Genomic DNA, 12232 nt, shown 5'->3' on the forward strand with positions numbered 1-12232 from the left:
TTCTAAACGTAGAATTCTGTTCTGATTAAATACAATAAATCGATGCCCAATGAGTATTGAGACATCGATTCATATCATCTAATTATGAGGTGAATCATGAGTATGCGACCAAACATGAAGTTTAGCATTATTATTAGCGCAGTTATTATTGTCGTTGTTTCTATTATCATTGGATTTTATATGTTGAACAAGGTTGTCGATCCTGACGAGACAATGGTTACGAGAACTGAAGTTTCTCCTGAGCTTATTACTATAACAGGTGGATTTGCAGACAGTATTAGCAGATATCACGGCTACTACCTCTCACATCATAACAATTCACTTTTCATTCAGATTAAAGGCAGTAAACTTCCTATCGGTGGTAGTAAAGACTTCACAATTTCATTCTCTAATACTTATGGGAGTGTTGATGAAATCTACTTATTAGGTCCTGGCAACTCTAAGAAAAAGATTTGGTCGAATCCCTAACTTTCATTTGAAATAGATATCATATGATCTGACACAATCAACTTCGGTCTCTTCTGCTTGATTTCTTAAATGCCGAGTATTCCTGATCAGACTTCATATAACTTAATATCTTTTCCGCGCATGCAGCTGAACTAAGCTCTTCCGTATTCACTTCCAGATCATATTCATCATAAGAGTAGATGTAGTCGAACTGGGAATGAGCAAGTCCAATCTCGCGATCTCCCCTGCTCTGCTCTCTTCTGGTGAGTTCCTCTTTCGAGCACTGCACGCCTACAAACAATATCGGATAATCCGATAGTAACTCATAAAAACCGTTAAACCACTTGTCATTGCTGATGACTGTATCCACGATGACATTCAAACCCATTTCCGAAAACAGCTTAATGGTTGCACAGTACATCGAATTGATGGGGTCGAACAGGATATCTGTCATGACATGGTGTTCCACTTCTCTTGTTGGTTTCATATCTGGATATGTATTGTCGATAAACTGATCATAATTATGCAGAAATTGATCTACAGATAGATGATGAAACGGAATATCTCCCTGATTTTTCATTTCCATCGCAATGCTTGTCTTCCCCGAACTTGACGTTCCGTTCAAAAATATAATGAGTCCTCGTTCCATATCTATCACCCTTATCTATAAAATTATTGCTGCAATTCAGATCACATAACAATAAAAATTTCAACTCATTTGATCCCATGCTTCCAAGTTGCTTCGCTAATTTTGTGTTCTTTTAAGAACATTTTCAAAAACTTTTCTATTTCGTCTAGTGATTTTTCATAATGTTTCGCATTCAATCGCTGAAGCAAACTCATTTCCATCATGCTTTGACTTGTAATTTCAATGAGGGTTGAGTGAAAGTTTAGATTTTCTATTTTCGTTAATGTATGTGGGCTGAATAATCGTTCTTCCGCTTGATCCCATGCCAAAATCGAATAAAAGGTTTCTATTTCCTCCTTGTCAGTGATTTCTATTTTAAATGTTATGTTTTTCACCCCTTTGTTTCTTTCGGTTCAAAATTACGTGTCCGATGAATCACTTTTTCAACGAAATCATAATGCAAATTTTATTTTGATGCTTCTCTTTCCTTCATAATATATTGTTTGAAATACTTCCTAAACACATCATAGAGCTCCTGCATTTCATGGATTTCGCCCCGAAACTTACCCCGTATCTCTTCTCTTTGTTTATGCTCAAGCTCAATGTTGAATTCTTCGGCTTCATATTCATTCAATAATTCAAAAAAGTATTCACAAGGCTCTTTCACAGCTTCACAACTGTCAGCATACTGGCCAGACTCCAGCAGAAAGCTGGCCCAGGATATTTCTCTTCTGTCGTACTTTATGTACAAACAAGCAATGTATTGATCGAAAAGTTTACTATTGTAGTAAGTAATACAAGGTTCTGAGTGAATGTATTTGTTAACGATTTCAATAGCGCTGCCTTGATAACGCACCGTGGCTAATTCTATGATCCAGTACGGCGGGTTAGTGTACTCAAGGATAATATCATCACAAAAAGGATGAAAGTGTTTGTACCAGATTAATTTACTATCGAGCATAATACCCGTTTTACAAGCAAACTCTTTATTAGGTTCTATTTTCATACCGATAACTCCTTCTCCTTGTTGAGTTCTTCTTTTCCTTGTCTTCTTGTTGATTAATGATTGTTTGACTGCTAGTTTCCAACCCCTTTATCGCCTGCCGATGAATAGTTTATTTTGAGTCCAATGAAGATTATAGCCAAAACGGTATAGCTCCAAGTAAGGATGCAGGCATTCTTCCGCCTACTGTAGATCTTGATAGCGGGGCCATTGCAAGTAGTAAGCTATCCAATAATCGTAAGCGAATTTAGAGTTGGATCATTGGATTGTGAATATGGTTCTATTGATGAAGGTGAAACTCGAATGCAAGCTATGGTACGTGAATTAAGAGAAGAGATAGGCTACACTCAAAGAAAATTGAGCCAATTGGAGAAGCTTTTACATCTTCGGGATTCACAAATGAAAAAATTCATTATTTTACATCGTAGTAGAGGTACCATCTGTAAAATAAAATAGTTTATCTATAGATTTTCATTTTATTATGGTAAAATATACTACAATATATCAAAAGTAGGTGTGAACACACTCTATTTGTTAGTTTAAATTGAATGAAGGAGCCATAATTACATGAAAAAGATCAAAAATTATTTATTAAGTCTTTTCGCTGCCACACTAGTCATAACTCTATTCCCTCTATCCGTTAATGCAGATCAGGATCTAAACGATGAAGTTGTGGTGTTAGACGTACAAGGGAACAATGAAGTCGCTTTTGTAGAACCAACTGTTCTCACCAATGTTACTGATAAAAACCCAAATGAAATTGAAGAAGTACAATACTTACTAAGCTATGACAAGGTTACAGGAGCACAGTCCACTCGAATGCTCGAACCAAACGAAACCATTGAATCACTTGATACAATATCACCTATGGCGCAAGGTGCTGTAGCCTATAGTGTCTTGCTGACCCCAATTGATGGTGCAGCTGAAGCAAATATTACATTTCGCATAAACGGCTTTATAGGTTCTAAGCCCAATAGAATTGATCTTACCTACACTCTCTTTCGGGGGATCCAGCGCGGAACAACCGGAACAAGCGTTGGGGGATGTACTGCATCAGTGCAAGGAATTTTGAATGTGAAAGAAGGAAAAACGGTTGTTTGTACCAAAAAAATATCTCAAACAGGGTATTACTTTGGTGAAGTTAAATTAAATATGAAAAGTGCTCTTGGCATTAGTATGGGAACAGATAGCTCACAAACCAGGCAAATTTTGACCAACAAAAACGCAACTGTTTATCCATTCCACTATGATCCTTACTCTAACAAAACTATGGAAGAGCCAGCAAGAGCAGATTGGGCAAGAACAACTTCAGTTGCTTGGACTTCTGATGATCGCTATAAATATATTAAAGAGTATAGCGAGAAATTTCCAAATAACGGATGGAACTGGAGTGGAAATGTGACACATACACACCATGTAAGACCACGTAATCTTGGTGGTACTAATGCATTTAATAATATTATTCCTATTCCTGCAAGAGTTCACGAGTCAATTGTTAGTCCCTGGTTCGTAGGGTATTAATGTGATAAACTGGCTTATAGGATAATACCTGTAAAGCCAGTTTTTCTTAAGAAGGAGCGATGTAAATGACAGTAATTAAAGCATTCAAAGAAATGTCTGATCAGAATGATGGTCGGATTGAAATACTTACTTCTGTTGGAAAAACGACTATTGTTAACAAATTTAAGCCAAGTGCTACTGAAGATAAAATTAAAGAGCTTTCCGATTATTTTTCTACTCCGCTACCTTCAGATTACATAAGTTTCTTACGTGAAAGCAATGGAGCATCCTTGTTTGAACATCTTGAGTATGGTGGGGAAAACTTTCTATATTCCGTACAAGATGTCATACATTATAATGAAGCTTCAGACAGAAGAATTGTCATAGCGAACATCCTTGATGATCGAATTCTAATTGACTTAGACCGCTGGAGTGCTCAGGATCAAGAATACTTACTCCTGTGCGAAAGTTCAAATCCTGTAGAATACTCAGGCGATTTCCACAGCAACTTTGAGACATGGTTAGAGCGTTTTATTTTATCTCAAGGATCAAAGTTCTGGTACTGGAAAACGGAACGTTGTTAAAATAAGAAATAATCTTTCGTTTCTTTAATTGGTGCAAATATGTATCCAGGGCTTGATCAGACATGAGTAATCTCTCTTCTGTGAAAAGCTCATCTCCGCCTTCAATCATTCTCTCATTCCATAGTTTCGTTGGTTTTTCATGAAACAAGTTTTGTAATGTCATTGGAGTCCCCCCTCTAAAGTTCAATTATATCTATACTTTACCTGTAACCAAAATTATGAACAAGCGTTCTCGCCTATTCACTTTCACCCTATTCGCTCCATAGCCTTGTTACGTTCTCTAATTCCATCTCGTCAAATTGTAATCGATAAATGTCCGGTTTCTTGGTTTGATTCATAAAATCCAATCCGTAACTCGAATCAAAGTAGTTCATCATCAACGTCATTACATGTCCGTGTGTGCCAATCGCCACTCTTTTACCCTTGTATACTTCTAAAATCTGTTTCAACACGCCCACTGCTCTATTCTGGCAAACTGTGTTCGACTCGCCTCCTGGCAATGCATAATCAGGGTCATCAAACATCTTCTTTGAAGCAGGCTCGAACTCTTCATCCGTAATCATATCATCTGAAAAATGTCTTTCCCGAAGATCCTCCATGATCTGAATATCTATTCCTAACGCTGCTGCCACACCCTCTAAGGTTAGAATAGCCCTGGCATAAGGACTTGAGACGATGCAATGTATTCCTTCATACGTTAATATTTCCGTTATTCGTTCTGCATTCATCTTGCCCTCCAGAGTAAGCCCCCTCGTTCTTTCCGTTCTTTCCGTTCTTTCCGTATACGGTGACTCCGCATGCCTTACCATATAAACGATGGTCTTCATAGGACCCTCCTTGAATAGCAAAGTGTGTAATCGAAATTTACAACTATCATTACTTCACTCAACCAAGTACCGGTACCGATCAATGCAGCACACCAACTTATAAACAGGTTTGGGATTAGGACATATCTTCAACACTCTAAACATACAAATTCCATCCGACAATAAAAGCAGCCAGTATAGCAGCAGAGATGCCAGACATGATGTATATCACCTTTTGCTTTTTGCTGTAATTGCTCTTCCTCAGTTTGTAAATCAGCAGGGTAAGATACGCCACAGCTAGAATCACATAAAGTAGGTTGAACATTAAAAACGATGCGCAACGAAGAGTAAGAAGGAGCCCACCTTCCAAATGAATAGCCAGATGATATTTATGAAAATCGTTTGAAGGGTTACCTCGTTTATGTAGATTGTATAGAAGCATCCGGTGAAAATCCTTTATCTATAATTACATCATCTATTCTTAATATTCTGCCTCAAAACATATCAGTAAGTGACGTTGTAATTGACTCAACATCATAGTTAATTTTCATTCGTATGACGTCTCACTCTCATTAATGGATCTCTGCGGAGGTGAATCATAATGTCTTGATTCGAAGTATGATACACGATGTTACCAGGCTCTACTTGAAAAAACTCTTTATTCGCATCTTGTTCGGATACGGTACGAATTGGTGCAACTTCATCTACTATTTTTTTGTTGTCTTCCTCATGATAATGAATAATAGAAACCAAAACAAACTGGTCAGGGAACAGTTCTCTAACTTCTTGCCACTTCATGTGTTCTGCCTCCTGTGGAATCTTTAATATAACAGGGAGTAGCTTCTCTAACTCTCCATTTCAAACCTTGCTTGAAGCTCTTTAACAAATACCTCAATGGGTTCTTTATAGTGGATGGGTTTGTACGGATCTATTATTCCACATGTGCCGTTCATCTTTATCACGAAAATCATTATCTTCAACTTCAAGCGTCTTCATCACAAGCATGATTTCATTCATGGTACTTATAACACTTCGACTATCCGTTTTGGTGATCGTGCTCTCGTTACATTTTTCTGTATAATAGTTCACCAGATGGTCAGGAAGTTTCTCAATAGCCAAATAGTCCTCTAAATTCTTTTTAAAGATTCCTGCCAGTTTATTCGCCTGATTCGTTCTAATCCCATTGACCGTCAAGCTTAATCTGGACAAATCATTCATAAACACATAGTGTTTCCTGCCATACAACGTGAAGAAGTTTACATGCCAACTAAAAAAGGTATCGCTGTCTTTGATGGTTTCCGGTTTGACATTCATATCTTTTAATGTAAGTTGGGTTGCTTTGAAAATAATCATGCACGGCTCCCCTGTTCATTTAGCTGATTATACATTAGTAAACGATCTCTGTAGCATCAATGTCTTCCTCTACAGATTCCATACATGGCTCACATAATTGTTCTAATGACTCCGCTTCAAAATAGTAAACATTGTATACGGCTATTTGTTTTTTACCCTTCGACTTGCATTGTTCACAGTACTTATTTCTTTGCTTATTCTTTTCAACGACTCTGGGATAAGCAACCCCAGCTTGCTCTGCTCCGATATCCATCAGTTCAACAAGACTTATATAACTTTCGCCCATATCATATATATATTCCAGCTTGTCTCCTAATTGTAATTTCAAATCTTGGATCTTCTTGTTTGCTCCCCTACCTTGTCCACCTGGTTCGATCTCTCCATACCCCTGTGCTGACCAAGCCTTTCCTCTGTAAAACGCACTCAAATGATCATCGTCGTAGCCGAATGACTCTCTAATCATCTGATCGAAGTCACCTAATCTTTGAGTGTCCTGGATCTCTATCTTTCTCCAGATGGATTTTCTATGTTTGTTTGTTATTTTAAACAGGTAAATTGCCATGGCAGATACACCTCTCTGCATATAAAATTTTAAAATATTCTATTGGCTGAAACATGTTCACACATTTCACTATTCTTTATACGTTATTCCTTTCGTTTCACACCACTCAATTGCGATCTCTCTGTAACACTGACCTTGATATCGATACCATGCTTCCAACAGTCCCAGATCTGCCGCTTTATCTTTGAATCTCCTAAAAGCCCCTTTACCCCGAATATCATCTTCTAATATCGCGGATTGCTTGTCATCGATTAATGTAGCAATGAATCTCTCCATCATGCCGTATGCATTGTAATCCATTTCAGTTGGAAGGGCTGCATAATCGTCCTCATGTTCAATGAATTCGATTGCAATTTCCATATCCACTTGCCGCCAATCCGGTAATTCGCTTATTTCTTGCTCGTCCATGTCCTCTGCATCTCTCAGATCATCTTCGGATATGGAGAGCACTTCACCCGTTTTCAGATTGACATACGCACCGGTCCCTTCAAACTGCATTTCAATATGGTCAATGATCTCTTGTAAATCCACTTTCATTTTACTCACACCCCTTCAAGGATTCATCTATTTGAACTAAAAAGGTAATTCCATGTCTTCATCATCCTCAAGCTCTTCCATATACTCCGAGTAAAAGGGAGTTATATTGTGCTCATCTAATGCTTTCTTCTGTTTTATTAGTTCCTTTCTTCTAATTTTGTTTTTCAAATCTGCTCTCAGTTGCTTTTTGTAGTTATCCTCTATGCTTATTCCGATCATCTCCAACTCTCTTACGGCACCCAATAGATCAATGGCAAAATGTTTACTGTAACCTCTGACAATGTTTTTTCCGTTATACGTACGTAACCATGATTTTGCTGCATGAAGTCTGCCTTCACGGTTAAGTCTTTTATGTCTTGGTGTATTATTTTTTTTCAAATTAACCCCAGAACATTCCGTTATGACCTTCGTCAACGATCTTGAGCTGTGTTTCAAAATCTTCATTCGGTTCAATATCATCGATGAAATGCCACTTGTTTTTGCTGTCCTGCCAATACACTTTCCATACCTTCTCATCCAATCTGAATTGTGCTACCGGCATCTGTACCCATTGATCGCTTTGAAAGGCTTGTCTTTCTTCAATCAATGTCACATGGTTACCTCTGATTTTATAACTAATCTTCATCTGACTTTTCACATGCTCAGGTACTGCATTTCCAGTGTAATGGTCCATAATCTTTTCAATCCGCTTCTTCGTAAAATCATCCATGATCTCGAACTCTCCCTGCCTTGATTCATTTTGCCTTGATTATATCACGATGTTTTCTCCGATTTAAATGATGCTTTACTTGTAAAAGAAACCGGACACGGCTTGTGCAAGGGCAAGTCGTGTAAGGGTGAGGTGCTGCGCCCAATGGGGCAGTACCTCACGGAGTTGCACCGCGTGCATCAGCGCGGTGCTCATGATGCCATCACGAGCACACTTCCGTGATAGCAGCACTTGGTGCATCCACAGTTGCTAAGCTGTGTGATGCACGCCAAAAAGCGCCACGACCCCATAGCCGTGGCGCGCTTCCCCCCTACTGCATGATGCCATTCGGCCATGCAGCTTGTGTTACGCTACTGCGTCCCATAGGCGCAGCAGCTCTCAGGGAAAGCGCCGCGTCAATGATCGCGGTGCATCCCCCAAGGTAGCTGATTGAAAATTATGTTATACGATGTCAACGACTTCTTCGCAAGTGCATTCTTTTTAGACTTTCAAATGCATGAATACGTGTTAGAGCCCAGCTCCCTTGCGATCGCTCGTGAGTTTTGCCCTGCTGGTGGAAGATTTCTCGCTGCGTTTGATTATGCTAAGATGTGTGTAACTCATGGTGGATTCTCCTTGCGTGAATGGGGGGTGAGAACTTTCATTCTACACGAATCCGGCCATGGGCCCTTTTTTATTTATTTCCAGTAGGTTTCGCACTTCATATTATAATCCGTTGTCAAGTTTATGAAAGATTTGCTGCACAGGATTTGGAAAGTGAGATCTAACGGAGAGATTGGCTTTCGCAGTAAGCGAACTATCGTAAATGCTAAGGAGATTAATACAAAGACGGAAACATTCAATGGGTACCGCTTAGAGTTGAAGGAGATGGAAGAAGTGATCCTTATTTTTGTATAATCGGAGCATATAATACTTGGCTTCTTAACTAAGGCTATGTAGAAACAGTCCACTCAATAATATATAGTTAAGATAAGTTGACGCCAATTGATGTTAGCTTCAACTACTTATTCAAAGGAGATATGATGTATAGAAAACTAATAATTTTTGCTTGTCTGATAGAAGTGTCTTTTTTAATTTTTTTACAATATCGTTACAATAATGTTTTGGATGTGGTTGCTTTTATTGGATTGTTAGTTTTTTTCATGGTGTTGAGTTATTTCTTAAAAGCTCAACCAAGCAAAAAACGTAAAGAAATAGCACTTTTTTCACAAACACTCTCTTTGATATTTATTCCAATTTATGTAATTACAATTCTTCCTCAATACACGTATGAAAGTGCGGTAGATAAGGTCACTCAGAACTTAGAAGAACCTTATGTGGTTAATAAGCAGAAGAATACGTTAATAAAAAATGAATCTAATGAAATAAAAAAAGGTTGTATGTTTTCTGTGGAAAAAAATTCAAAAGTAAATTCATACGTTTTTGATCCGTGGACTGGTATCTATCATGAAGTACGAGATTGAGGCAAGACTGGCTACTAAGTTAAATTGATGTAGAGATTGCTATATATGAAAATTGTTTTTTAACGCCTTAAGAATCGGTTCGCCGATTCTTTTTTCTTGTACGTTCTTACGCTTCATATCATGCATACCGACGAATACAAGACCCAGAACGAATTTTGGGACTTCCTCTTTTGGTTATTGTTAAGTAGAGAGTAAGTAATACATGCTGCAATCAGTGAAGTTATTGAAACTAACAGTTAAACGATGTTTACATTCATGAAGCATTCCTCATTCTCTTCATATTTATTATTATTTCAGCTAACGTTACTACATTCACGACACCGAGAGGATTAAGGCCACGAATTGGCCGGGTCCGATAGGACTTAGCCTCGCAGATGTGTCCGCCTGAACACACTTCCTCGAAATACCGCTGGCGAACCAAGGGGCTGTAGGACCAGCAAGTGAATACATTGTTATATGATGTCAGTGCGCTTCTTGAAATCACTCACAAATTCATCTTTTCCATTCGTCCGGGACAGTTAACCATACAGCTGGCATGACACATTTGTTAGCTTCAATATATTCTGTTGGTGTATAACAAAATGGTACTTTAAGTATGGTATCAATCTTATCAAGAGTCTTATCGTTTATTGAATATATTAATTGTGTATCATGGTTTTTCATAATAGAAACTGTTTCTTTTATATTTACTTCATATGATTCGTTTTGTAATTCACTGAACCAGCCTTCATAATATTCTGATACCGGCCCCCCCATACCATGTGGGCATTCTGAAGATTCGTTATTTGGATTTACATAGCACCACCAAGTAACATCAGAAACAAAAATACCTATTGTTGAAAGATCCTTTACAAACTTTCGTAAATTATCTTTCATAACTATGCAGTCAATATATCCATTACCAACGGGTTGGACTTTATATTCATGGATTGAAGATTCTAACCGTTTAACAATGTCTTCTCTATACGTTCTTAAATAGTCAAGATACTTCATTGAAGCACTTCCTTAATAAATGTTTTGAACTGATTTCTTATAACGTTCCTGTATTCACGCCCCAGCGCATGCCGGGCCAAGGACGAATGTCCGAAGCGTGAATATTATGTTAGCTGAAGTCACTGCCTTCCCGAGAAGCCTTCAACAATATTTAAATAATCACTAACTTACCTGAAGGCCATTTCCCTTCCCATCCACAAGGCAGATGACCTATAGAATAGATATATAATATTTGTTCCGAGTAGAATCTATTATATTTTTTTCTCAACTTACTTAAATAACTGTATTCCATAATTATATTTAAGATATCCCATCTAACACATTCACTGAATACATCCTCTAGTTGGAACTCATTTCGAGTTCTATCCAGTTGCTCGCTTAACATCGTATTGATAATTTTCTTTGCTTCTTTGAGTATGGCATTCCAATGTAAATACTCTTTCGAAAAATTATTATGTAAATACAAAGTCAACTGATTCCTGGCCTTCAAAGTTGTTTCTTCCCATTCTCGAGAATTATAATATTCAGACGCTTCAACCCAAGAATTAGTATATATTACGGTATCGCTTCGATAATCTCTTATTCCACATTTACTAAACCAATGAATTTGATATAGCATTTTTATTATTTCTTGGTTGATCTCCACGTAATAACTCCCTCAAAATATTAATTTTGCAGTGATTTCAGCTAACGTTACTGTATCCACGACGTCTCACCGACTTAAGGCTGCGCCAACAGCCGGCCGCGACGCGGTTAGTCGATGCAGATGTGTCCGCCTGATTCCACTTCCCTGCCAATCTCTCTGGGCGGACCGAGGAGCCGTCAGGTTCCGATGCGTGGATATAATGTTAGATGATGTCACCGACTTCTTTGAATTAACTTCAAATCCTATTATTCTCTTAATGGCCCTCCAAGGTATCCCGTTTTTCCATTCCAAAAATCAATTAAATTATTCCACCAAGTTCTTGATACTGGTCTTAAATAGACTTCAAAAACAATTAAATCAATGTTCTGCCGCAATAATATGTTCTGAAGATCTTCCAAAAATCCTACGGCAGCTAATTCTTTTACAAAATCGTCTCCATCAGTATGTAATCTTTCAATAAGTTCAAAGATATTATCGAATTCATCCACTTCGCGCTTCAAATAATTATCAAATAGATGATGGATAAAATCACATACTTCTATATAAATCAATCTTTCTTCTCCCGGTTTATAATTTTCTTTAATGTATTTATCATATCTATTTTTATAAGATGGACTCGAAATTAATAGCATTTCCATAACTTGATCTTTAATAATCATCTTGTACGACAGCTTCCTTCTTGATAGTAATTTGAATTCATATTTCGGTGATTTCATCTAACTTTCCTGTATCCACGACGTCCCACCGACTTAAGCGACCAACGGGAGCGGCCGTAATGCGGTTAGTCGGTGCGGATGTGTCCGCCTGAATTTACTTCCCTGCCACTCTCCTTCTGGCGGGCGGACCGAGGAGCCGCCAAGCTCCGAAGCGTGGATATGATGTTATCGGAAGTGACTAACTTCTTAGATATACCTACTAATTGTTCTTGTATTCTTCGTAGTTTAATAACCTAAGTCTTCCTTCATCATGTATTTCTTCTGGGAATCGTACAGAATCAAGAG

The 12232-nt window shown here is 38.0% G+C and carries 18 protein-coding genes; 5 read left to right on the forward strand and 13 right to left on the reverse strand.

Features of this window, described 5'->3' with window-relative positions:
• Positions 1-96 precede the first annotated feature (96 nt).
• Positions 97-468: a hypothetical protein gene (locus J2Z28_RS04285; RefSeq protein WP_211081317.1), complete on the forward strand. Its 372-nt coding sequence runs from the start codon at positions 97-99 to the stop codon at positions 466-468.
• 37 nt (positions 469-505) lie between these two features.
• On the opposite strand, the gene J2Z28_RS04290 is transcribed toward J2Z28_RS04285, so the two are convergent.
• From J2Z28_RS04290 to J2Z28_RS04300, 3 genes are all read right to left on the reverse strand, one after another.
• The gene (locus tag J2Z28_RS04290) at positions 506-1096 is read right to left on the reverse strand and encodes a chloramphenicol phosphotransferase CPT family protein (protein ID WP_211081318.1); all 591 of its coding nucleotides are present in this window, start codon (positions 1094-1096) and stop codon (positions 506-508) included.
• Positions 1097-1161: 65 nt separating this feature from the next.
• Positions 1162-1470 carry a DUF3969 family protein gene (locus J2Z28_RS04295; RefSeq protein WP_211081319.1) on the reverse strand — a complete coding sequence of 103 codons (309 nt, stop codon included), beginning with the start codon at positions 1468-1470 and terminating at the stop codon, positions 1162-1164.
• 71 nt (positions 1471-1541) lie between these two features.
• Positions 1542-2081 carry a hypothetical protein gene (locus tag J2Z28_RS04300; protein WP_211081320.1) on the reverse strand — a complete coding sequence of 180 codons (540 nt, stop codon included), beginning with the start codon at positions 2079-2081 and terminating at the stop codon, positions 1542-1544.
• A gap of 258 nt (positions 2082-2339) precedes the next feature.
• Here J2Z28_RS04300 and J2Z28_RS31740 point away from each other — a divergent pair, with 258 nt between their 5' ends.
• The 3 genes from J2Z28_RS31740 (at position 2340) to J2Z28_RS04315 (ending at position 4162) form a co-directional block, all read left to right on the forward strand.
• Complete coding sequence (locus tag J2Z28_RS31740) at positions 2340-2534, forward strand: NUDIX domain-containing protein (RefSeq protein ID WP_425325409.1); 195 nt, start codon at positions 2340-2342, stop codon at positions 2532-2534.
• A gap of 111 nt (positions 2535-2645) precedes the next feature.
• Positions 2646-3599, forward strand: coding sequence for a hypothetical protein (locus J2Z28_RS04310; protein WP_211081322.1), 954 nt, complete (start codon positions 2646-2648; stop codon positions 3597-3599).
• Between the two features lie 65 nt (positions 3600-3664).
• On the forward strand, positions 3665-4162 hold the full coding sequence (locus J2Z28_RS04315) for an SMI1/KNR4 family protein (RefSeq protein ID WP_211081323.1): 498 nt from the start codon (positions 3665-3667) through the stop codon (positions 4160-4162).
• A 251-nt stretch (positions 4163-4413) separates the two neighbouring features.
• Here the strand turns inward: J2Z28_RS04315 and J2Z28_RS04320 are convergent, their stop codons facing one another.
• The 7 genes from J2Z28_RS04320 to J2Z28_RS31075 form a co-directional block, all read right to left on the reverse strand.
• Complete coding sequence (locus J2Z28_RS04320) at positions 4414-4989, reverse strand: histidine phosphatase family protein (RefSeq protein WP_211081324.1); 576 nt, start codon at positions 4987-4989, stop codon at positions 4414-4416.
• Positions 4990-5508: 519 nt separating this feature from the next.
• A complete protein-coding gene (locus J2Z28_RS04325) occupies positions 5509-5766 on the reverse strand; it encodes a hypothetical protein (RefSeq protein ID WP_211081325.1) in 258 nt (85 codons plus the stop codon).
• Positions 5767-5871: 105 nt separating this feature from the next.
• Positions 5872-6321: a DUF6933 domain-containing protein gene (locus J2Z28_RS04330; RefSeq protein ID WP_211081326.1), complete on the reverse strand. Its 450-nt coding sequence runs from the start codon at positions 6319-6321 to the stop codon at positions 5872-5874.
• A 34-nt stretch (positions 6322-6355) separates the two neighbouring features.
• Positions 6356-6883, reverse strand: a complete 528-nt coding sequence (locus J2Z28_RS04335) for an IS1096 element passenger TnpR family protein (RefSeq protein WP_211081327.1) — start codon at positions 6881-6883, stop codon at positions 6356-6358.
• 69 nt (positions 6884-6952) lie between these two features.
• Positions 6953-7420, reverse strand: coding sequence for a UPF0158 family protein (locus tag J2Z28_RS04340; RefSeq protein WP_211081328.1), 468 nt, complete (start codon positions 7418-7420; stop codon positions 6953-6955).
• Positions 7421-7456: 36 nt separating this feature from the next.
• On the reverse strand, positions 7457-7798 hold the full coding sequence (locus tag J2Z28_RS04345) for a hypothetical protein (RefSeq protein WP_211081329.1): 342 nt from the start codon (positions 7796-7798) through the stop codon (positions 7457-7459).
• Position 7799: 1 nt separating this feature from the next.
• Complete coding sequence (locus tag J2Z28_RS31075; protein WP_244988086.1) at positions 7800-8129, reverse strand: DUF3024 domain-containing protein; 330 nt, start codon at positions 8127-8129, stop codon at positions 7800-7802.
• 1019 nt (positions 8130-9148) lie between these two features.
• Here J2Z28_RS31075 and J2Z28_RS04355 point away from each other — a divergent pair.
• Complete coding sequence (locus J2Z28_RS04355; protein ID WP_211081330.1) at positions 9149-9592, forward strand: hypothetical protein; 444 nt, start codon at positions 9149-9151, stop codon at positions 9590-9592.
• A 492-nt stretch (positions 9593-10084) separates the two neighbouring features.
• Here the strand turns inward: J2Z28_RS04355 and J2Z28_RS04360 are convergent, their stop codons facing one another.
• From J2Z28_RS04360 to J2Z28_RS04370, 3 genes are all read right to left on the reverse strand, one after another.
• The gene (locus J2Z28_RS04360; RefSeq protein WP_211081331.1) at positions 10085-10585 is read right to left on the reverse strand and encodes a hypothetical protein; all 501 of its coding nucleotides are present in this window, start codon (positions 10583-10585) and stop codon (positions 10085-10087) included.
• Positions 10586-10736: 151 nt separating this feature from the next.
• Positions 10737-11231 (reverse strand): hypothetical protein, encoded by a 495-nt coding sequence (locus J2Z28_RS04365; RefSeq protein WP_211081332.1) that lies wholly within the window; start codon positions 11229-11231, stop codon positions 10737-10739.
• Between the two features lie 245 nt (positions 11232-11476).
• The gene (locus J2Z28_RS04370; RefSeq protein ID WP_211081333.1) at positions 11477-11890 is read right to left on the reverse strand and encodes a DUF7674 family protein; all 414 of its coding nucleotides are present in this window, start codon (positions 11888-11890) and stop codon (positions 11477-11479) included.
• Positions 11891-12232 lie beyond the last annotated feature (342 nt).

Origin of the sequence: Paenibacillus xylanexedens (genome assembly GCF_017874615.1) — a bacterium.
GTDB classification, from domain to species: Bacteria; Bacillota; Bacilli; order Paenibacillales; family Paenibacillaceae; genus Paenibacillus; species Paenibacillus xylanexedens.